Genomic DNA, 20,016 nt, shown 5'->3' with positions numbered 1-20,016 from the left:
TCGCGGCCGACTCCACTTTTCATTCGGCGAGCTTCCGGCTCTTGTGGTCGCGTCGCCCGGACCGGCCTCCTACACCGGCGAGGATTCCTTCGAGCTGCTCGTGCCGGGCAATCCCGACCTGATCGAGATGATGATCGCCGAGATGGTCGCCGCCGATGCGCGAGTCCGCCGCGCGGGCCCGGGCGAATATTCACTGCGAGCCTTTGCGCGGGGGCGCCTCACGCTGGAGCAGGCCGAGGGAGTGGCCGCGTCGATCGCGGCGCGGACCGATGCCGAGCTCCGCGCCGCCGAACATCTGCGCAAGGGAACGCTTGGGCTTATCGCCGCGCGCCTGCTGGAGGCGCTGGCTGACATGCTGGCGCTGGTCGAGGCGGGCATCGACTTCACCGACCAGGAGGATGTGGTGGCGATCGCGCCGAGCGCCCTTTGCGCCGGCCTTCGCGCCGCGCTTGCGGAGGTGACGGGCATTTTGGATTCCAGCATTCCCATGGAGCGGCTCGAGGCGGCGCCGTGGGTCGTGCTTTCGGGAAAGCCCAATGCGGGCAAGAGCGCCCTGCTCAATGCGCTGCTGCGGCAGGAGCGGGCCGTCGTTGCCGATCAGGCCGGCACCACCCGCGACGCACTCGCCGAGCCGTGGAAGGTGCCGGTTCCCGGCGGCACCTTGGAAGTGCTGCTGGTGGATTCGCCGGGTTTGTCGGATGAAACCACGCTTCTGGATCAACTCGGGCAAGAGGCTAGGGCGAGGGCGATCGAGCACGCCACGCTTATTCTGCGCTGCCAGACTGTGGATGAGGGGAATGCACGAGGGATTGTGAATGCGAAAGCGGTAGGGGATGCGAGCAATTCGATGCCCGCCGCGGCCAACGAAATTCTCGTGCTGACCAAGTGCGATCTGCCGCATTCGATCGCGATTCCGGCAGCGGTCAAGACCAGCGCCAAGAATGGAACCGGCCTGGAGGAGCTGGCCCGGGCGGTCGGCTCGGCGCTCGCCTCCAGCGCGCTCTCGACCGCGGGCGAGGGGATGGCACTGGCGCAGCGGCACCGCGCGCTGCTCGCGGCCTGCGCCGGGGATTTGCGCCAGGCGCTCGACGCGGCGAAGGCCGATGAAGCCAAGCGGCACCTCGCGTTGCCGGAACTGGTTGCCAGCGCGATGCACTCCGCGATCGAGCATCTCGGCGGCATCGCCGGCCGCATGGCGCCCGACGACATCCTCGGCCGGATTTTTTCCCGATTCTGCGTGGGCAAGTAAGCCACGCTACCTTGCCGCCATGAAGGGCACCCTGACCGTGCGAGTGCGCTACTGCGAATGCGACCCGATGGGAGTCGTGCATCACGCGGTCTATCCGGTCTGGTTCGAGATGGGGCGCACGGAACTGTTGCGCACCACCGGGAAAAACTACCGCGAGCTTGAGGAAGCCGGCGTCTTTCTGGTCATTGTCCGGTTGCAGGTGAGCTACAAGCGGCCGGCCAAGTACGACGACGAGGTGCGCCTGGAGACGACGATGACCGACATCGGTCATGTGAAGATCGAGCACACCTATGAGTTGTTCCGCGGCGACGAGCTGCTCTGCACCGCCTCGACCACGCTGGCGTGCGTCGACCGCGAGGGCAAGGCCCGGACATTGCCTGTGGACCTGTTTGTAAAATAATAAATTGCACAGTTTGTAAGTCGGCGCGAAACCATCTGCAACTAGCCTCTAAAAATCGGGCTGCTTATTGAGGATGTCAATGTCACCGAAGAAAGCGGTTGCCTTGCTGCCCCCATAAAACCCGAGGCGAATCAAGCAGCGAAGGGGGGGCAGCTCGCCTACCTGATACCAGAAGACATTGGGACTAGATGCTTGCTTCGGTACGTTCGCCAACAAAGCATCAACACTGTTTGCAAGGGCAACTCTATTTGCATCGATCTCTGCCGAATTTAGTTCTGATGGAAACACAATCCAGTCCGCATGTGTTCGCAGCCCACCCATCCATCGCTTTTTGAAGTGGTGATAAAAAATACCACGTGCTATTAGTTCAAGTGTGTTTTGAAACCGTTCTCCATCCAAATCAACCTGCACCGCATTGTGCGTCTTGCCGTTCGCGCTATCAACTATGTGACACTCTTTACCGCTCTTGACAATGGTGTTGGCCAGCGCGGGGCGTCGAATGATTGTCCGGGCCAGCTTGGTTTGAAAGTGCTCTAGTGCAGTCTGGTTTGATGTGATAGTTGTGACGAGAACATACAGAAAATACTCGTCATCCCGCGATTTACGGAAATTGTGGTCTGCACAAGATGGAACCGTGATCAAGTTATGTCGAAAGTCTGCGCCACCAGCAGCATCCTTTTGTTCTGGGAAAAGGCACTTGGGTGGAACATGTTCCCGCGATGTTGCGGGGTTGGCACACGCGTAGCAGAGTTCCATCTTTCTCCTTGGTGGCTAGCGACAATTTCGTAAATCTACGTGGCTGCAAAACCTGGTTCTTTGCCAGCGTAATGCACCCAGCATTGCTTATGGGTACCCCCCAAACTCTAAACTTCCTGGAACTTGCCCACGCGCGTCCGCACGCGCAGCAATCCCGGCACCGCGTTCATCAAGTCGCTCTGCAGGCCCTCGCGCAGTGAGCGATCCACCTCGAAGGCGGCGGCGGAACTCTCCACCATCAGCGTGAGCGTGCCTCCGCGCAGCGATTCCACCGCGGCGACCTGCTGCAGCCCGAGCGGCGCCAGCTGCATCCAGGCGTCGCTGGCGGCGCCGATGGATTTCTCCGTGCGGACCAACTGCTTCGCCATCAGCGAGCAGTCCTTGCCGATGGAGCGGTCGGGCTCGCGCCACGCGCGCCATTGGCCGAGCTTCTGAAGCTTGTGTTCGAGCAGATTCACGCAGGCATCCTATCGGTTCGATGGCGGGGTGGAATCCACATTTCGGGCGGTGCCGCAGCTTGAATGGTGGGGGAATCCATTCAAAACCACCGGCCATCCGCTAGAATTGTCTGGTGTCGGGGGTGGCATTTCGCCTGGCATCACCGATGCCGGCAAGAAGCGAATCAAAGAGGAAGAACCTATGCAGGCAAAGAAAGAAAAGAGCGGGTCCGCATCCAAGTTCATCATTGGCGGAATATTTGTGGCGATTGTCTTGGTCGTCATCGTGGTTCTGAAGAGGGGATAGTCCGCTCATTCCGAACTTCGCGTTCGGTTTCGCGGGTCGTGAGTATCCTCCGCCGAGATGCTTCCGATCCGGCTTGAAAAGTTGCGGCGCGAGTTCGGCTCGACCATCGCCGTGGATTCGGTCGACCTGCTCATCCCCAAAGGGTCGCTCTTCTTCATGCTCGGGCCATCCGGGTGCGGCAAGACAACTTTGCTGCGGATGATCGCCGGGTTTCAGGAGCCGACCAGCGGAAAAGTCTTCTTCGGCGATCGCGACGTCACCGCCACTCCGCCGGAGAAGCGCAATGCCGGCATGGTCTTTCAGAGTTATGCGCTCTGGCCGCACATGAGCGTCGCCGACAACGTCGCCTTCGGCCTGCAGGTGCGCGGCGTCTCCGCCGGCGAACAAAAGAAGCGCGTTGGCGCGGCCCTGGAGATGGTTCGCATGGGCAATTTGGCCGCGCGCAGGCCCAACCAGCTATCGGGCGGTCAGCAGCAGCGGGTGGCCCTGGCCCGGGCGATCGTCTTCAACCCAGAGGTGCTTCTGCTGGACGAGCCTCTCTCCAACCTTGACGCAAAATTGCGGCTTGAAATGCGCGGCGAGATCCGCCGCATCTGTGACGAGATCCGCATGACCACGGTCTACGTCACGCACGACCAGAAGGAGGCCCTCAGCCTGGCCGACGGCATGGCGGTGCTGCGCGACGGCCGCGTCGAGCAGACCGGTGGACCCAAGGATCTTTACCAGCGGCCGCTCAACAAATTCGTCGCCGAGTTCATGGGCGAGACCAATTTCATTCCCGGCACGGTCCGGCGCAGCGACGCCGGCGGCTGCGAGATCGAGACCGCCGTGGGCTTCCTCAACAGCACCGCAGGATCGGCCCCGACCGGGGCGAGGGTCACCCTGAGCATCCGCCCCGAGGCGCTGCGGATCGGCGCGGGCCCCAACGCCATGCGCGGCGGCTGCCGCAGCAGCATGTATCTTGGCGAGATGTCGCAGCACCAGGTGGAGACTCCCGCCGGAATTTTGAAAGTGTTCGAGCTCGATCCGCGCGAGACGACCCGCGCCGGTCAGCAGTTGTCGCTGCACGTTCCGCCCGAGGCCGTCGTGGTTCTTTCGGAGAATTGAAGTGACCCAGATCGAAGTCAACAACGTCGCCGTCGAATTGAAACCGCAGGAGCGGCAGAGCTTCGCCCAGCTCGCCAACACGCTGCTGCCGGGCATGATCGCGGGCAAGAAGATCATCGAGCTTCTCTGCAGCGTCGTCGCCGAGGGGTCGAAGCGCGGCGTCGAGGCGACCCATCCGACTTTCCAGGCGTCGCTCTGGGCGATGCACCAGATCGGCGTGCGCGGCGTGCGGATCAATTTGGAGACCAACAACGCCGACCTGCGCACGGAGAAGTCCACCGAATTCGAGAAGCAGCCCTTCGAGTCGCACTTCACGCAGGGCAACATTGCCACCGGCCGCGCCCTGGTGGCCACGCTGCTTTATTTCACCAACCGTTCGATCCGCATCAACAACGTGGTGCGGCCCGTGGTGCCGCAGCCCCTCGAGGCGATGAAGCAGGTCAACCAAGCGGTGACGCAGTCGCGCCTCGCCGGCGAGGATGTGCCCGCGACGGCGGCGAAATATTTTCTCAAGATGGTCGAGGCAGGCCATGCCGACGACTCGAAGGAGATCCAGACCGCCGTGCACGTGCTGGCGGATTGCTCGGTCTCTGCGCTCTCCTACGACATCCCGGGCAAGAGCATCACGATCGAGGGCTTCAGCGAGGCCAATGCCTGCGCCATCGCCTACCTGCAGGGATTCGATCCGCAGCAGATCGAGCAGATGCACCAGCGCATCGTGGGCATGAACGCGCGGATGCGCGGCGAGATGCCGCCCGCGCAGGCGATGCCGGTGGCGCGACGACGGCGCTCGTAGGGTCTTTCGACCGGTTCAAATTTTCTCGTGCTCTCAGAAGTGGAAAGTATTACGGCGCGACTGCGACGGTCGTGGCGCACCAACGCTCAAGCCCATCCATCAATTGCGCATAGACCTCATCGGGCGAGCGGCCCGCGTCGACCACCAGGAAATCCTTGGGGTTCTGCTGCACCTGGCGCAGGTAGCCCTGGCGGACGCGGGCGTGGAACTGGGCGCCCTTGCCCTCCATGCGATCCATCAGCGGACTCAGCCGCGACATGGCGACGGCGGTGTCCACGTCGAAGAGCACGTTCAGGTCGGGCCAGCGCCCGCTGATCGCCACTTCGGCGACGGCGCGGATCTCGTGCGGCGGAAGGCCGCCCGCCGTGCCTTGGTAGGCCAGCGTGCTGGCCACGAAGCGGTCGCTGAGCACGAAGATTCCCTTGCGCAGCGCGGGCTCAATGCACTCCCGCACCAGCTGGGCGCGGCTGGCCATGTAGAGCAGCATTTCGCTGCGCACATCCATCTCGGTGTGGCGCGGATCGAGCAGCACGTCGCGGATGCGCTCACCGATGACGGTGCCGCCCGGCTCGCGCACCGTGAGCATCTTGAGGTTCTTGTCGCGGCAGAAACGCTCCAGCCGCGCGATCTGCGTGGACTTGCCGCTTCCATCCGCGCCCTCAAAGGCCAGGAATTTTCCGCGGAGCCGATCCCACCAATTCGAGCCCATGATCAATCTTCGCCGGACTCGGAGACCTGCGGCTCGCCGATGACGGCCGAGCCGACGCGGACCATGTTGCTGCCGCACTCGATGGCCATCTCGAAGTCGCCGCTCATGCCCATGGAGAGAATGTCGAAGCGGTCGCCGCCTGCGCCCGAGCCGCGCACCTCCTCGAAGAGTTCGCGGCAGCGCAGAAAAGTTTCGCGGGCCGCGGCGACTCCGCCTTCGAGCGGACCCATGCACATCAAGCCGCGCGGCTTCAGGTTGGGCATGGTGGAAAGCTGATCAACCATGTGCTTCACGGCCGGCGGCGAGATGCCGTGCTTGTTGCTGTCGCCGGAGACATTCACCTCCAGCAGCACCTCGGTGCGGGCGGGGCGGCGCGTCGAGGCCTCCTGCACCTCCTCGGCGATGCGCAGCGAATCGATCGAGTGGATGAGTCGGGAGACCTCCACGCACTTCTTGACCTTGTTGCGCTGCAGCGATCCCACCATGTGCCAGCGCACCGTCGGCAGCGTGACCTGCGGGTCCATCTCCTTGCGGCGCGAGAGCCACTCGCCGATGGTGGCGGCGCGCTGCGAGAGCTGCTGCACGCGGTTCTCGCCGAAATCGACCTGGCCCATGTTCACCATCTCGCGGATCTGCTCGATGCTGGCGGTCTTGGTGACCACGATCAGCACCACGCTGCCCGGCTTCTGCCCGGACTTCTTCACCGCGGCGTCGACGCGCTGGCGGACGGAATTCAGTCGCTCGCGCAGTGCGGTGACGTGGGCGGCGTCAAGCGGAATGGATGCGGCGGTTTCTCCCATTGAGGTGAAGGCTAACAGCATCGCGCAGGAATCGGGAGCAGAAAATTCCCAATCGTCCACCTTGTATCCTGACGCGGTGAGTTCGATGCCTCCGCAAAGTAGAAAAGCTCCGGTTGTCCTGATCATCCGCGACGGCTGGGGGGAGAATCCGCATCCGGAGCAGGACAGTTACAACGCAGTGAAGCTGGCAAGCACTCCCTGTGCGGACATGCTTGCGAAGAGTTGGCCGCGCACGCTCATCAAGACCAGTGGCGAGGATGTCGGCCTGCCGATCGGACCCGACGGCCCGGTGATGGGCAACAGCGAAGTGGGGCACCAGAACATCGGCGCCGGCCGGATCGTGGATCAGGAGCTGATGCGCATCACCCGGGCGATTCGATCGGGAGAATTCGCAAGAAATCCGCAGTTGCTGGCGGCTTTCGAGCATGCCAACAAGAGCGGCAAGTGCGTGCACGTGATGGGCCTTTTAAGTGACGGGCAGGTGCACAGCGATCTTTCTCATCTTGAGGCAATCCTGGAGACGGCCAAGGCACATGGCGTGATCAGCGACAAGCTTTTTGTCCACGCCTTTCTTGACGGCCGCGACACACCCGCCGAAGGATCGCTCAAGTATGTGCCTCGATTGCAGTATGTGTTGCAGAAGACGGGCGGGCGATTGGCGACCCTGTGCGGACGATTTTTCGCCATGGATCGCGACCATCGATGGGAGCGAGTGAAGAAGGCCTACGACCTGTTGACCAAACCCTCCGCGCCATGCCCGGGCGATGCACTCTCGGCGATCCGCGGGCATATCGCGCATCCATTGAGCAAGACCGAGCGCGGCGACGAGTTCATGCCTCCCACGCGGCTTCTGAAGGATGGCGTGATTTGCGATGGCGACTCGGTGATCTTCTTCAACTTCCGCGGCGACCGGCCGCGCGAGTTGTGCAAGGCGTTCACGCTCAATGATGATGCGTGGAAGGTCGTTCAGGGCGGCGGATTCGATCGCGCGCCGCGCCCGACGCAATTGTTCTTCCTCACCATGTCGGAATATGAGCGAGGCCTGCCGACGAAAGTCATGTTCACCCGCCCGACGAAAATGGAGCACATCCTGGGCGAGGTCGTCTCCACGGCGGGCTTGACGCAGTTCCGCTGCGCCGAGACGGAGAAATTTCCACACGTCACCTTCTTCTTCAACGACTACCGCGAAGAGCCCTTCACCGGCGAGAAGCGCGAGATCATTCCGAGTCCGCGCGACATTCCCACCTACGACCTGAAGCCGGAAATGAGTGCGGCGGGGGTGCGTGACGCGGTGCTGGCGCGGCTGGCGGCGCCGGATTGCGAATCGCTGATTGTGGTCAACTTCGCCAACCCGGACATGGTCGGGCACACCGGCTCGCTGCCCGCGGCCATCAAGGCCTGCGAGGTGACCGATGCCTGCGTTCAGAAAATTCTCGATGCCACGTTGCTCCGCGGCGGACAGTTGGTCATCACCGCCGACCACGGCAACGCCGAGCAAATGAAGGATCCGGTGACGGGCGCGCCGCAAACAGCTCACACTAATTTCGATGTCCCGCTGTTCGTGGTCTCGGAGAAATTCAAGAACGCAAAGCTGCGAAAGGATGGCCGCCTTGCCGACATCGCGCCGACGCTGCTGCAACTGTTGGGTCTGCCCAAGCCCCCGGAGATGACCGGCCAAAGCCTGATTGCGTGAGATGATTCGCCGGGGTGATCGCGACCCCGATTGCCCATTTGAAATGTGAGGTGTGCGGTTCAATCAATGCAACGATCAACGGACAACACCAGGCGGCAAATATTCTCGACAACCGCCTTCCACACAGCCGTGTATGCGGCGGCGATTGTCGCCGGCTACGCAACGGGCATCGCCCTTCTGCTCTGGCGAGCGGATACGGGATCCAATCTCCAATACGCAATCGACGGGGGAGTCGTTGGCGTCGAACAGTTGAATCCGGCGCGCTATTGGTTTTGGGGGCATACCGGCGTGCGCGACACCTCGGGCAGCTCAGGGATTTACCGGGGGACTTATTGGCCGGACGAATCATGGAATCCTCCCGCATGGTTCGTTCTGTGCGCCGGAATGTGGCTTGCCGTGTTGATGAGTCGGGAATGCCTTTGCCTTGCTTCAACACGGATCGCCCCACGGCCGATTCGGTTGGCCGCGAGCGGTTCCGAAGGCGCTCTTGTCAAGGAGATCTGGAAAAAGATCCTGAGGGAATCGACAGCAAGCCTCGGCTCGCCGTTCGTTCTTGGAGTTGCGTTCTTGGTCGGGCTTGCAATCGTCATCCTTGGCGATGTCGCAATCCTGCTGAGCCGGACGGAGCCTGGGTATTGGTTCTTTGAGGGTTTCATGCCGCTTCCGATAGAAATACCGCCGCTTCTTTGCATGGCGATTGTTGTTCCCATCGTCCTTGTTCGAACAGTCGCAGTCCGTCGGGTCCGACTTGATACCAATGTGATCCAGCGTTGGTGCAGTCGGTGCGGCCGATGCGGACACTCACTCAATTCAAAATCGACAGAGCTTCCCGAAGCGGTGCGTTGCCCGGAGTGCGGACATTGCAGTTCGACCTATTCGAGTCGACGGCGAACGTATTCGCGATCGTTTCAAGCAACGATCGCAACAGTCTTGCTCGGCGTGTTCGCGCTGCTCATCGCGACGCCTCGCTGGACCCGCGAATTCTCCCTGCTCTTCCTCGGTGTGTTCAATCCAGGCGCCGCCGAACTGCACGTCGATCGTGTCATTGTCAAAGCCGGCGGTTTTGTTCGCGTGGAGCGACCCGATGGAATCATCTGGTTTCGCGTCGATCGGCTGGGGCCGCAGGTCGTCCGGAATTGGGGCGGAGACGACCCACAGCCCTACCCCGACACGCGATTGCGCGTTGTTACCGAAATGGGAGTCGCATCGATGGCTGGCGGGAACGGCGTTGTCGCGGATCGAAGAATGAATCAAAGGCAATTCAGCATGATCGTATACGACACGAACAAGCCCTCTTCCTACGGGAATGCGGGGATCACCCTTGCCGATGATGGCAAGGGCAATACAGTGGAGATGCAACCCGTATGGAATCCGGACTGGGATTATGTAATCATTGAGATCGCTCCCAAGGGAGCAACCTCCATTCAAGCCGTCGATCCCGCGACCGCTCCTTCGTTTGAAGACGACAAGTAATCCAAGCCCCGAGAGGTGACCGGTCGAGGCCTGATCGTCTGAATCAGGGTTTCGCCGCCGTGCCGCGCCAGAGCTTGACCGTCTTGTCATAGCTCGTCGAGGCGAGCGACGCACCGTCGGGACTGAAGGCGACGCAGAACAGGGCGCTCTCGTTGCCCACAAGCGCGGCAAGCTGCCTGCCGCTGTCGACATCCCAGAGCCGGATCGATTTGTCCTGGCTGGACGAAGCGAGCGTCCGTCCATCGGGGCTGAAGGCGACACAGGTCACCCGGTCATCATGCCCGTCGAGCCGTGCGATTTGCTTCGCGCTGGCCACATCCCAGAGTCGGATCGATTTGTCGTCGCTCGCCGAGGCGACCGTCCGACCATCGGGACTGAAGGCGACGCACGCCACCCGGTCATCATGTCCGTCGAGTCTGGCGATTTGTTTCGCGCTCGCCACATCCCAGAGCCGGATCGATTTGTCGTGACCAGCCGAAGCGATGGTCCGTCCGTCGTGACTGAAGGCGACGCTGGAGACGCGATCTTCATGTCCCTTGAGCTCACCGATCAACTTGCCGCCAAGCACTTCCCAGAGACGGATCGTTCGATCCGATCCCGCCGACGCCAGGGTCCGTCCATCAGGACTGAACGCGACGCAGTCCACCCAATCTTCATTTCCATTCAGAAGCGCGAGCGACTTTCCATTGGAGACATCCCAGAGCCGGATCGACTTGTCGTTGCCGGCCGATGCTAGCGTTCGGCTGTCCGGACTGAAGGCGACCCAAGTCACACGGTCCTCATGGCCGTCGAGCTCGAAGAGTTGCTTGCCGCTTGCAGCATCCCAGAGACGGATTGATTTGTCCTCGCTTGCCGATGCGATCGTCCGACCATCGGGACTGAAGGCGACGCAGGTCACACGATCCACGTGCCCACGGAGTTCGGGAAGTTGCTTTTCGCCGGAGACATCCCAGAGACGGATCGATTTGTCGGCGCCCGCCGAAGCGAGCGATCGTCCATCCGGACTGAAGGCGACCCAAAACGAAATGTCTTCGTGGCCCTTGAGCTCGGCGAGTTGTTTGCCGCCGCCCACATCCCAGAGTCGAATCGACTTGTCGTGACTTGCCGAAGCGACCGTCTTGCCATCGGGGCTGAAGGCGACGCAATTCACCAAGCCTTCGCTCCCTTTGAGTTCGGCGAGTTGCTTGCCGGCGGCCACATCCCAGATCCGGATCGACTTGTCCCGACTCGCCGAGGCGAGCATCTTGCCATCCGGGCTGAAGGCGACGCACATCACGGGACCCTCGTGTCCCGCGAGCGAGAAGCGCTGCTTGCCGCTGGCGATGTCCCAGAGACCGATCGATTTGTCGTAATACGCCGCAGCGAGCGTCCGTCCGTCGGGGCTGAAGGCGACGCACTCCACGCCGCTCTTGCGCCCCTCGAGTTCGGCGAGCAATTTTCTGCCGGCCACATCCCAAAGTTTGATCGACTTGTTGCCCGCCGAAGCAAGCGTCCGACCATCCGGACTGAAGGCGACGCCATTCACCCAAATTTCATGTTCTCCAAGTTCGACAAGTTGCTTGCCGCCGGCCACTTCCCAAAGCCGGACAGTTTTGTCATCGCTCGCCGATGCGAGCGTCCGGCCGTCGGGGCTGAAGGCGACGCTGTTCACGACACTGGCATGTCCCTCGAGATCGGCGAGTTGCTTTCCGTTGGCCATGTCCCAAAGTCGGATCGACTTGTCCGCACTGGCCGATGCGAGTGTCCGGCCATCCGGACTGATTGCGAGACAGCGCACGTGATCCCCGTGCCCATTGAACACCGCCCGCTCAGGGTGCGCCTGGGCGTTGAGATAGCGGAAGGCAAACCCATCCATCGCTCCTGGAAGTTCCAGCGCCTGAATCAGCCGCAACTCCTCGCGCAGCACCGTCAGGTCCGCCGCGTTGTTGGCGCTGGAGGCCCGCCGGATGGAGCCGATGTACGCGGTGCGTTTTGTTTCGAGCAGCGATTGCCGCAATTTGGTGTTCGCCTCGGAGGCCAGCCACGCCTGCATCTTCGCCTCGCTCCACTGCCAGGTGGCGATGCCCAGGCCGATCACCAGCGCCGATGCGACCGCACTGGCGGCAATGACCAGTCCGCGGTTGCGCCGCACATACTTTCGGACGCGGTAAGCCGTGGACTCCGGCGCCGCGATCAGCGGCCGGCCGCCGAGATAGTTCTGGAGATCCTTGGCCAGGTCGTTGGGCGTGGCGTATCGCTCGCCGCGCTCCTTGCGCATCGCCATGAGCGGGATCCACTCGAGTTCGCGCCCGAGCACGCGCAGCAGCGACTCCGGCTGCTCCTGGCGCGACGCGGCGATGCGGTCGGCGAGCCTCCGCTCTCCCTTCGCGATCGCCGCGAGCCGGGCGGTCGGCGTCGGCGGATCCACCTCGCGGATGATGCGCTGGATCTCGCGCAGCGGCTTGCATCGAAGCTCCAGCGAGTCGAAGGGCGGCGCGCCGGTGAGCAGCTCGTAGAGGATCACTCCCAGCGAATAGACGTCGGCGCGGGTGTCGATGTCGCTCGAGCCCGGATCCGCCTGCTCGGGGCTCATGTATTCCGGCGTGCCGATGGTCTGGCTGACCTCGGTGAAGACGGTGTGGCCGCTCATGGTGTTGGTGAGCGCCTTGGCGATTCCGAAGTCGATCACCTTGGCCTGCGCCGCGTCGTGCTCGCCCGCGGCGACGAGAATGTTTCCCGGCTTCAGGTCGCGGTGAATGACTCCCTTCGTGTGGGCGTGCTGGATCGCGTCGCACACTTGCGCGAAGAGGAGGAGTCGATCCTTCAGCGAAAGCTTGTGCCGGTCGCAATGCGCCGTGATCGGCTCACCCTCCACGAATTCCATGGCAAAGTAGGGGCGTCCCGCCGCGGTCATGCCGCCGTCGAGCACTCGGGCGATGTTGGGGTGGCTCATCACGGCCAGCGCCTGGCGCTCCTGCTCGAAGCGGGCGAGCACGCTGCTGGAATCCATGCCGGCTTTGATGACTTTGAGCGCCACGCGCTGCACGAAGGGAGTGCGCCGCTCGGCTTTCCACACCGTGCCGAAGCCGCCCTCGCCGATCTTCGAGATCAGGTGGTAGGGGCCGATTTCGTCGCCGGGCTTCTCGAGCGACGAGTTTTCAAGTCCGCTCCAGGGCGCGGGCGATGCGGCAGCGGCGCGATCGCGCGGTCCGCCCGGAACAACTGTTTCGGCCAGCGGATCATTCGGTGGCTGAATCGTGGGTTCATCGTCGGCCATTCGGAATTCAAGACTAGCACTGGGCGCACGCAACCCGCGGCCGGGATGCGCGAGGATCGCATCGGCGACACTTATACTTCGCGCATGCCCGGACGAATCACAGCGACGAAGAAGACAGCGGCTGCAGCGTCGAAGGCGACCACGATCAAAACATCGAAGTCCAGGAAATCGCCGCCGCAGTCGCTGGCGGACCTGGAGAACATCGGCCCCGCGATGCTGAAGGATTTTGTGGTGCTGGGCATCAGCACGTTGCCGCAGCTTGCCAGGCGCGAGGCGTTCGAATTGTGGCGCGACCTCTGCAAGCGCACCGGCCAGCGTCACGACCCTTGCGTGATCGATGTTTTCATGTCGGCCATCTCGCAGGCCAGGGGTGATGCGCCCTGCCCATGGTGGGATTTCACTCCCAAGCGCAAGGCGATGCAGGCGAAGCTGGGCGCACGCGCCGAGCCGCGTCTCTGACCGGCGCGGCCTCGAAATGCGCATCCCGCACTTCATAGGATGATGCTCCATGCCGCGCAGCGCCGCCACGCCCGAAGTCATCTCCGCCGCCGACGCGCGGCGCGTGCTGCTTCACCTGCAGGGGCTCGCGGAGCCGCCGGCCCGGTCGAGCGCCAAGTCGGTGCAAGACACGGTTGAGCGGCTGGGCTACGTGCAGCTCGATTCGATCAATGTGCTCGAGCGCGCCCACCACATGATCCTGGGCACGCGGCTGGAGGGCTACCGACACGAGCATCTCTCCCACGCGGTCGAAAAGACCCGGGCCCTCTGGGAGCACTGGACCCACGACGCCTGCGTGATTCCGACGAAGTGGTTTCCGCACTGGAAGCACCGCTTCATCCGCTACAAGGAGCGCGTGCCGCGCAGTGCGTGGTGGCGCTCGCAGATCGGCAACGACTCGGATCGGACGATCCGCCGCACGCTCGCGCGGGTCCGACGCGAGGGTCCGCTGCGGGCGCGCGACTTTGAGCCGCCGGAGGACCATCGCAGCGAGGGGTGGTGGGAGTGGCACCCGGAGAAGGCGGCGCTGGAATATCTCTGGCGCTCCGGTCGCCTCGCCATTGCGCGGCGCGAGCGCTTCGAAAAGGTCTACGACCTGGTGGAGCGCGTGCTGCCGGGCGAGCACATGGGGCCGCGGAGCTCCGAGAGCAAGCACGTCGAGTGGGCCTGCCGCGAGGCGATTGACCGTCTGGGCATCGCCAATCCGTCGGAGATTTCACGATTCTTCAACGCGATCACGCCGGCCCAGGCGCGGAAGTGGTGCGCCGCCGCGATCCGCCGCGGCGATCTGGTGGAAGTGGCCGTGACTCCCGAGCGTGGCGGCAAGCCGGTGAGCGGCGTCGCTCTGCCGAACTGGAAATCGCTGCGACGAACTCCACAGCGCGATCGCATCCTTCTGCTGTCGCCCTTTGATCCGGTAGTGCGTGAGCGCTCGCGAGTCGAGCGGCTCTTCGACTTCGACTATCGCTTCGAGGCCTTCACTCCCGCCGCGAAAAGAAAGTACGGCTACTACGTCCTGCCGATGCTCGAAGGCGACCAGCTCATCGGGCGCATCGATCCGAAGTTCGACCGGGCCAGCGGCACGCTTGTCGTGCGCGGCCCGTGGTGGTCGCCCGGCTTCAAGAGCGACGCGGCACGCAATCGCCGCTTCGGCGATGCGCTCGACCGGCTCGCGGCGCAAATCGGCGCCTCGCGTTGGACGATGGAACAGGCATCGAAGAACGCACATTGAGAACAATTGGCGAAACAGGCTGGGATGAGGCAAACACCTGGTCATTTTCGAATTTGCATTTGTTGCCGCCAGGCCGCAAAAATCGGGCCACCAAGGCCCGATTCATGGCCCGATTCAACACAAACATGCAAAATTCCGTCGAATCGGGCCATTGGGGCCCGATTCATGGCCTAATTCGGCTACTTGATGGGTTTCTTGGACTCGCCGTGACGACTACCGAATCACTTTGTAACGAGTCGCACGGCCGGCACCAACCATCTTGAGCAAGCCCAAGTCGGTGAACTTCTTCAGATGATTCTTGGCCGTGCGGTTTGGCACATGCAGCGACAACTGGTACTCCGCCGTCGTGATTGTGTCTTTGGTGGCTAACCATTTCCATCCCAGCCGCTCGGCATTGGTCAATGCTTCCGAGACGTCAACTCCAAGTCCCTTCACCGCGGCGGCGGAACTGCGGTAGAGCGTCAGCACCAAATAGGGATCCTCCCACGCATATTTTGGCAGCGGCAATCCCATGACTTCGGCATTTGCTTTCATGGATTTCAACCCCAGCCCGCGCTCTTCGGCCAGCTCCATCCGGGCAAAGACGTGATGCAGGATCGGATTTCGACTCAGCATTGGAGCATTGAAACTCTGCATCTGTTCCACCGAAATCGGGTCCACCGGCCTGCCGGGGCTCTTGACCATGATGGTGTCCGGCGTGACGATCAGCTGGCACTTTGCACCGGCGATCGAGTAATCACGATGCACGAGCGCATTGACAATGCCTTCGCGCACGAGTTCAAAGAGCGGATCATTCGTCAGCGTCCGACGCGCTGCTGAGCGATCAATCGGATTGGGCAGCTTGTCGCGCAGCCACTGAAGCGCCTGCGCGGGCGCAAGCACCTGCGGGCCGTCAAAGTCTTTCAGTTCTTCGGTTCCGTCAGCAAAGTGAATCGTGCCCAAAAGCCCGGCCTGCGGCATGGCCGTTCTCGGCTCCTTGCCGAAGAGCAGAAGTCCGAATCCGGTCGGAACCGATTTCCCATTTTCCTGCTTGAGCAAGCCCTGTTGGACCAGTCGACGATTGAAGGCGGGCGAATCCACCGCCTCGCCGATGCGGCCGTCGGCCTGATACCGCATGAGGGCTTCGGTTGAAAAATCCTTCGTCTCGGCAGCGGTGAAGGCGTCTTCCAGCGGCGACAGCGTGACCGCCTTCGGTATTTCGTCTTCGTGGGCTGCCGCTGCCCTTTCCATCGCCTGCGCGATGAACGCCTTGTTCATCGAGCGAATGCGCTCCTGCAAATCGCGATCGAACATGGTGACCGTCACGCCGCTGTCCTGCAGGTACTTGATTCCCTTGCGATCCACCGTCGGGTCGGGGTCCTCGATGCCGACCCAGACTTCCTTGATCCGTGCGCGAACGATCCGTTCCGCGCAGCTCGACTTCGGATGACTGCGTGAACCGGGAGAGCAAGGTTCGAGCGTCACGAAAAGCCTCGCGCCGTCAAGTTTCTTATCGCGATTCTTTCGTTCCAGCAGCGCGTACTCGGCGTGATCACCATCTCGCAATTCGCCCCGGCACGCGGAGTCTGTGGTTCCGTCCGGCTTCCAAAGAACCGCTCCGACCAATGGGCTCACCTTCCCGTCCGCGCGCGGTTCGGGGACGGAACGGTGCATGGCCACGACAGCATCGTCCATGAATTCTCTCGGATTGAATTGAGCCATCCGCGGTGGCGGCATGAATTGCAGTCTATAGATCCAAATCAACGAACAGGCGGATTCCCGCCATTTCCTCGCCAGGCATTCGAAAATTTCAGCTTGAGTCACCAGATGCCCGCCCACAACTTGGGATGCCGGGTTAAATGGTGGCTCCATGAGTGCACCTTCCAATACAAGCACATCGTGCCGCGTCTATTCCGTCGTCGGCGACCGCTACCACTTTCTGGTCACGGGCGAAGAAAGCAACGGGGCGTTCGCCATGATCGACGCGTATGTTCCGCCCCTGCATGGCCCGCCGCTCCATGTCCATCACAACGAGGACGAAGTGTTCCATGTTCTCGAAGGCGAGTTCACTTTCACCGTTGCCGGGTTGACCATGCTCGTCAAGGCCGGCCAGACGATCTTTGGCAAACGGAATGTGCCGCACACATTCAAGAACACCGGCAGCACGACCGGGCGCATGATCCTGCTTCTCTCGCCGGCGGGACTGGAAAAATTCTTCGCCGAAGTCGGCACGCCGCTCGCCTCGCCGCAGGCCGCGGCCATCGAACCGACCCCCTCCGACATCAAGAGGCTGATGGAGGCCGCGCGGCGATACGGCCTGGAAATTCGCGCCTAGGTGACGCTGACGACCGCATTGTGAAAATAAAATCCTGACTCGCGAAATTTCTGTCCCCGAAGCACCCCGTCACTGCAACAAGTGACGCCATGACCACACCTATAGATAGATCATCCAGCGTCCTTTCGGCCCGCACGGACCGCCCAAGCGGAATAACCGGAACAACCCGCACAATCACTACCACATGCCTGGCCACGCTTGTCGCGTTCACGGCCGTCGCGCCGGCCGCCGACCCTCCCATGAACGCGTGGCGTTTCAACCTGACCGGCGCCACCGGCTTCAACAACATCGACGCCGACGTGCAGAGCGTGAAGTACAACGGCAGCTACGCCTATGTCAGCTGCACTTCCATTCCTTCCTACTCCATCGGGCCGTGGGTCGGCAGCCCCAACACCGCCACCAATCAGAGCTTCACTTTCCGCATCACGCGCAATCCCGTGGTGAAGAGCGGCACCAAGACTGCCACCGGTCTGGGCAACATCGGCGTGTGGGCCAATGGCGTGGGCATGTTCAACTATTCCGACGGCCGCAGCTACAACAACAAGAACATCTGGCACAACGACGCCATCAAGGTCGAGGGGCCGAGTTTCGATTCCTGCGGAGGTCATCCCTCGCCCAGCAGCGAGTATCACAACCACCAGAACGCGTCGTGCATGTACAACGAGGCACCGACGGTGCACTCGCCCATCATGGGCTTTGCCTTCGACGGTTATCCCGTGTACGGCCCGTATGGATATGCCAACGCCGACGGCACGGGCGGCGTGCGGCGGATCCGCAGCGGCTACTCGCTGCGCAACATCACCACTCGCACCACGCTTCCCAACGGTACCGTGTTGACCGCCGCGAACTATGGCCCCGCGGTCTCGGCGACCTATCCGCTGGGCTACTTCGCGGAGGACTACCAGTACATCGCCGCCAACGGCGATCTTGATCTAAACAACGTGCGCTTCTGCGTGACGCCGGAATATCCCGAGGGAACCTACGCCTACTTCGTCACGCTCAGTGCGACGGGGACGCCGGCCTATCCCTACATGATCGGTCCCTCCTATCACGGCGTGGTCGACACCGCCAACAGCAGCGGACACGTCACGATTCCCGCCGACGCGGTCGCGTTCAATCCCATAGACCTGGATGAGTCGGGCGACGTTGATGGCGGTGACATTGGATTGCTGCTGCTCAACTTCGGCACCTACGGCCCGGGCGACTTCGACGGTTCAGGCGAGGTCGATGGCGGAGACCTTGGCATCATGCTGCTGGCGATGTGAGCGCCATGGCCAACCGGAACGCGAAACAAGTTTGTGGGATGCTGGCGGAGCGAGCACGATGACCACTCCCGACGCGAAACAGGTGTTCGAGATTCTGATCCGCGAGCACGCGGACCGGCTGATGGCATTCGCCTGCGCGGTCTGCCGCGACCGCGCCGCCGCCGACGATCTCTTCCAGGAGACGCTGCTGCGCGCATGGAAGGGACTGGAAGAATACGACCGGGCGCGGCCTTTCGGCGCGTGGCTTCGCGGCATCGCCCGCAACACCGCCTACGAGCTGTTCCGCAAGAGCATGCGCACCGTCGATGACGCGGTGCTGAATGTGGTCGCGGCGCAGGCGGATCGTTTCGATGGAACCCAGGGCACCGAGTTCCGCGAGCAGCTGGAAGTGCTGGAGGAATGCATCGCGGCGCTGACCCGGCCCTACGCGGAGACGATCGAGATGACCTATCGCGGCGGCCTGTCGATCGAGCGGATCGCCGAGCAGGTTTCCAGCAACACCGAGGCCGTGAAGAAGCGATTGCAGCGGGCCCGCGCCATGATCGCCGAGTGCCTGGCGCGGAAGGGGCTGCTGACATGAGCGAGCAGCACGGACCGGACGCGAGCGAGGAGCACAACGGCACCGACTTCTTCGTGGAGGGGCTGCTTGAGTCTCTTTTTCAAAAGCCGCTGGAGCGCGAGCGGCGCATCGACCGGGTGCTCAAGGCCATCGGTGAGCCGCGGAAAACTTCCACGCGTGAATCGGTAAGCACTTTGACGCGAAGCTGGAAGCGGGTTGTTCACAGGGTTGGAGCGATTGTCGCCACCGCCGCAGTGATTGCCTTCATGTTCCTCATCATTCCGCGCGAGGTGGAGGCCGGCGCCCAGGCGCGCGCCGTGTTCGCCGCCGAGCGGCAGACTCGTGACCGTCGCGTTCTGTTCCAACTTATGCCGCCGAGGGACCGCAACAACGGCCAGCCACTGGTGGGCATGCTGGATATCCGCGATTCCCGGCATCTGGTGCTCATGTTGCAGCAGCCCAACGGCTTCATCGAGATTCGCGGCCGCGATAGCGACCACTTCTGGAAGATCGGCCCGGGGCCGGAGCTCATCGATCTTCCCAGCGACATGCCGTGGCCGACATGGATCCAGTCGCCCGGCGGCGGATTGCTGGTGGACATGGCCGAGGCCCTTGAGCAGGGCTTGGGCGACGGATGGAAATGGAGCCGCGTTGAGGGCGACAGCGGCGCCGCCACTCCGGGCATGCATCTGGTTGCGGTGCGCGAGCAGGAGAAGCCTGGCGAGCCGAACAAGATCGATCTGCGGATCAATCCCGCGACGGGCCTGGCCACGAAGATCGAAATGGAGTGGCCGGACAATCAAGAGCGGCGCGGGTCTGACGGTAGACCCGGGGGCGAGATGCGTGGTGATCGACCACCACCACCTGAAGGCGACATGGAGGACGATCGTCATCCGCCACCCCCCGAAGGCGACATGCGAGATGGCGATCGACCACCGCCACCCCCAGAAGGCGGCATGCGTGATGGCGATCGACCACCGCCACCAGCCCGGGGCGGAATGGATCGCGATCGTCCGCAACATCAAGACCCGAAGCAGACAGTCCCCATGGGTCCGCCCAGCAAGCTGATCCTGATGGTCGAGCCCCCGATCACCTTTGACGCGGCGTGGTTCACGCCCGAGAAACAGATGGCCATCTATGGGAAGGAATCACATGGCAAATAAGAG

19 protein-coding genes are annotated in these 20,016 nt (G+C 62.6%); 13 read left to right on the top strand and 6 right to left on the bottom strand.

The window, feature by feature from the left end; translation table 11 throughout:
* The first annotated feature begins 127 nt into the window (after window positions 1-127).
* The gene (locus tag K8R92_07225) at window positions 128-1,249 is read left to right on the top strand and encodes a 50S ribosome-binding GTPase (GenBank protein ID MCE9619685.1); all 1,122 of its coding nucleotides are present in this window, start codon (window positions 128-130) and stop codon (window positions 1,247-1,249) included.
* Between the two features lie 19 nt (window positions 1,250-1,268).
* A complete protein-coding gene (locus tag K8R92_07220; protein ID MCE9619684.1) occupies window positions 1,269-1,649 on the top strand; it encodes an acyl-CoA thioesterase in 381 nt (126 codons plus the stop codon).
* A gap of 48 nt (window positions 1,650-1,697) precedes the next feature.
* Here the strand turns inward: K8R92_07220 and K8R92_07215 are convergent, their stop codons facing one another.
* Complete coding sequence (locus tag K8R92_07215) at window positions 1,698-2,405, bottom strand: hypothetical protein (GenBank protein MCE9619683.1); 708 nt, start codon at window positions 2,403-2,405, stop codon at window positions 1,698-1,700.
* A gap of 107 nt (window positions 2,406-2,512) precedes the next feature.
* Entirely contained in the window at window positions 2,513-2,863 is a 351-nt protein-coding gene (locus K8R92_07210; GenBank protein MCE9619682.1) for a DciA family protein, read from the bottom strand.
* 28 nt (window positions 2,864-2,891) lie between these two features.
* Here K8R92_07210 and K8R92_07205 point away from each other — a divergent pair, with 28 nt between their 5' ends.
* From K8R92_07205 to K8R92_07195, 3 genes are read left to right on the top strand one after another with little or no spacing between them, the layout of a single operon-like run.
* The gene (locus K8R92_07205; GenBank protein ID MCE9619681.1) at window positions 2,892-3,149 is read left to right on the top strand and encodes a hypothetical protein; all 258 of its coding nucleotides are present in this window, start codon (window positions 2,892-2,894) and stop codon (window positions 3,147-3,149) included.
* 57 nt (window positions 3,150-3,206) lie between these two features.
* Window positions 3,207-4,256 (top strand): ABC transporter ATP-binding protein, encoded by a 1,050-nt coding sequence (locus K8R92_07200; protein MCE9619680.1) that lies wholly within the window; start codon window positions 3,207-3,209, stop codon window positions 4,254-4,256.
* A gap of 1 nt (window position 4,257) precedes the next feature.
* On the top strand, window positions 4,258-5,052 hold the full coding sequence (locus K8R92_07195; protein ID MCE9619679.1) for a hypothetical protein: 795 nt from the start codon (window positions 4,258-4,260) through the stop codon (window positions 5,050-5,052).
* Window positions 5,053-5,101: 49 nt separating this feature from the next.
* Here the strand turns inward: K8R92_07195 and tmk are convergent, their stop codons facing one another.
* A complete protein-coding gene (gene tmk, locus K8R92_07190; GenBank protein MCE9619678.1) occupies window positions 5,102-5,761 on the bottom strand; it encodes a dTMP kinase in 660 nt (219 codons plus the stop codon).
* Between the two features lie 2 nt (window positions 5,762-5,763).
* Window positions 5,764-6,561: a YggS family pyridoxal phosphate-dependent enzyme gene (locus K8R92_07185; protein MCE9619677.1), complete on the bottom strand. Its 798-nt coding sequence runs from the start codon at window positions 6,559-6,561 to the stop codon at window positions 5,764-5,766.
* Window positions 6,562-6,646: 85 nt separating this feature from the next.
* Between K8R92_07185 and gpmI the strand changes: the two genes are divergently transcribed.
* Together gpmI and K8R92_07175 are read left to right on the top strand one after the other, a co-directional pair.
* Entirely contained in the window at window positions 6,647-8,254 is a 1,608-nt protein-coding gene (gpmI, locus tag K8R92_07180; GenBank protein ID MCE9619676.1) for a 2,3-bisphosphoglycerate-independent phosphoglycerate mutase, read from the top strand.
* Window positions 8,255-8,320: 66 nt separating this feature from the next.
* Window positions 8,321-9,727, top strand: a complete 1,407-nt coding sequence (locus K8R92_07175; protein ID MCE9619675.1) for a hypothetical protein — start codon at window positions 8,321-8,323, stop codon at window positions 9,725-9,727.
* A gap of 43 nt (window positions 9,728-9,770) precedes the next feature.
* On the opposite strand, the gene K8R92_07170 is transcribed toward K8R92_07175, so the two are convergent.
* Window positions 9,771-12,983 (bottom strand): protein kinase, encoded by a 3,213-nt coding sequence (locus tag K8R92_07170; GenBank protein ID MCE9619674.1) that lies wholly within the window; start codon window positions 12,981-12,983, stop codon window positions 9,771-9,773.
* Window positions 12,984-13,067: 84 nt separating this feature from the next.
* Here K8R92_07170 and K8R92_07165 point away from each other — a divergent pair, with 84 nt between their 5' ends.
* Window positions 13,068-13,442 carry a helix-hairpin-helix domain-containing protein gene (locus tag K8R92_07165; protein MCE9619673.1) on the top strand — a complete coding sequence of 125 codons (375 nt, stop codon included), beginning with the start codon at window positions 13,068-13,070 and terminating at the stop codon, window positions 13,440-13,442.
* Between the two features lie 49 nt (window positions 13,443-13,491).
* The gene (locus K8R92_07160) at window positions 13,492-14,712 is read left to right on the top strand and encodes a winged helix DNA-binding domain-containing protein (protein ID MCE9619672.1); all 1,221 of its coding nucleotides are present in this window, start codon (window positions 13,492-13,494) and stop codon (window positions 14,710-14,712) included.
* Between the two features lie 213 nt (window positions 14,713-14,925).
* Here K8R92_07160 and K8R92_07155 read toward each other — a convergent pair whose 3' ends face one another.
* Window positions 14,926-16,563: a hypothetical protein gene (locus K8R92_07155; GenBank protein ID MCE9619671.1), complete on the bottom strand. Its 1,638-nt coding sequence runs from the start codon at window positions 16,561-16,563 to the stop codon at window positions 14,926-14,928.
* On the opposite strand from K8R92_07155, the gene K8R92_07150 reads away from it, so the two are divergent.
* The 4 genes from K8R92_07150 to K8R92_07135 all read left to right on the top strand — a co-directional run bounded on the left by K8R92_07150 (window position 16,562) and on the right by K8R92_07135 (window position 20,013).
* Window positions 16,562-17,026 (top strand): cupin domain-containing protein, encoded by a 465-nt coding sequence (locus K8R92_07150; protein MCE9619670.1) that lies wholly within the window; start codon window positions 16,562-16,564, stop codon window positions 17,024-17,026. The two genes, K8R92_07155 and K8R92_07150, sit on opposite strands and share 2 nt — an antisense overlap.
* 239 nt (window positions 17,027-17,265) lie before the next feature.
* Entirely contained in the window at window positions 17,266-18,291 is a 1,026-nt protein-coding gene (locus tag K8R92_07145) for a YHYH protein (GenBank protein ID MCE9619669.1), read from the top strand.
* 58 nt (window positions 18,292-18,349) lie between these two features.
* Window positions 18,350-18,871 (top strand): RNA polymerase sigma factor, encoded by a 522-nt coding sequence (locus K8R92_07140; protein ID MCE9619668.1) that lies wholly within the window; start codon window positions 18,350-18,352, stop codon window positions 18,869-18,871.
* Window positions 18,868-20,013: a hypothetical protein gene (locus K8R92_07135; GenBank protein MCE9619667.1), complete on the top strand. Its 1,146-nt coding sequence runs from the start codon at window positions 18,868-18,870 to the stop codon at window positions 20,011-20,013. Before K8R92_07140 ends, K8R92_07135 begins: the two co-directional genes overlap by 4 nt.
* The last annotated feature ends 3 nt before the right edge of the window (window positions 20,014-20,016 follow it).

Source organism: Planctomycetota bacterium, from assembly GCA_021414025.1.
Classification (GTDB): Bacteria; Planctomycetota; Phycisphaerae; order Phycisphaerales; family SM1A02; genus SYAC01.
The sequence above is the reverse complement of the archived record's forward strand: the minus strand, read 5'-3'. Positions and strand labels throughout refer to the sequence as shown.

Excerpts from the sequence above, each read along its gene's own strand:
- K8R92_07160 (MCE9619672.1), top strand. The coding sequence starts at position 13,492 with ATGCCGCGCAGCGCCGCCACGCCCGAAGTCATCTCCGCCGCCGACGCG.
- K8R92_07165 (MCE9619673.1), top strand. The coding sequence starts at position 13,068 with ATGCCCGGACGAATCACAGCGACGAAGAAGACAGCGGCTGCAGCGTCG.
- K8R92_07155 (MCE9619671.1), bottom strand. The coding sequence starts at position 16,563 with ATGGAGCCACCATTTAACCCGGCATCCCAAGTTGTGGGCGGGCATCTG.
- K8R92_07150 (MCE9619670.1), top strand. The coding sequence starts at position 16,562 with ATGAGTGCACCTTCCAATACAAGCACATCGTGCCGCGTCTATTCCGTC.
- K8R92_07200 (MCE9619680.1), top strand. The coding sequence starts at position 3,207 with ATGCTTCCGATCCGGCTTGAAAAGTTGCGGCGCGAGTTCGGCTCGACC.
- gpmI (MCE9619676.1), top strand. The coding sequence starts at position 6,647 with ATGCCTCCGCAAAGTAGAAAAGCTCCGGTTGTCCTGATCATCCGCGAC.
- K8R92_07170 (MCE9619674.1), bottom strand. The coding sequence starts at position 12,983 with ATGGCCGACGATGAACCCACGATTCAGCCACCGAATGATCCGCTGGCC.
- K8R92_07215 (MCE9619683.1), bottom strand. The coding sequence starts at position 2,405 with ATGGAACTCTGCTACGCGTGTGCCAACCCCGCAACATCGCGGGAACAT.
- K8R92_07135 (MCE9619667.1), top strand. The coding sequence starts at position 18,868 with ATGAGCGAGCAGCACGGACCGGACGCGAGCGAGGAGCACAACGGCACC.
- K8R92_07220 (MCE9619684.1), top strand. The coding sequence starts at position 1,269 with ATGAAGGGCACCCTGACCGTGCGAGTGCGCTACTGCGAATGCGACCCG.
- K8R92_07175 (MCE9619675.1), top strand. The coding sequence starts at position 8,321 with ATGCAACGATCAACGGACAACACCAGGCGGCAAATATTCTCGACAACC.
- K8R92_07225 (MCE9619685.1), top strand. The coding sequence starts at position 128 with ATGATGATCGCCGAGATGGTCGCCGCCGATGCGCGAGTCCGCCGCGCG.
- K8R92_07145 (MCE9619669.1), top strand. The coding sequence starts at position 17,266 with ATGAACGCGTGGCGTTTCAACCTGACCGGCGCCACCGGCTTCAACAAC.
- tmk (MCE9619678.1), bottom strand. The coding sequence starts at position 5,761 with ATGGGCTCGAATTGGTGGGATCGGCTCCGCGGAAAATTCCTGGCCTTT.
- K8R92_07140 (MCE9619668.1), top strand. The coding sequence starts at position 18,350 with ATGACCACTCCCGACGCGAAACAGGTGTTCGAGATTCTGATCCGCGAG.
- K8R92_07185 (MCE9619677.1), bottom strand. The coding sequence starts at position 6,561 with ATGGGAGAAACCGCCGCATCCATTCCGCTTGACGCCGCCCACGTCACC.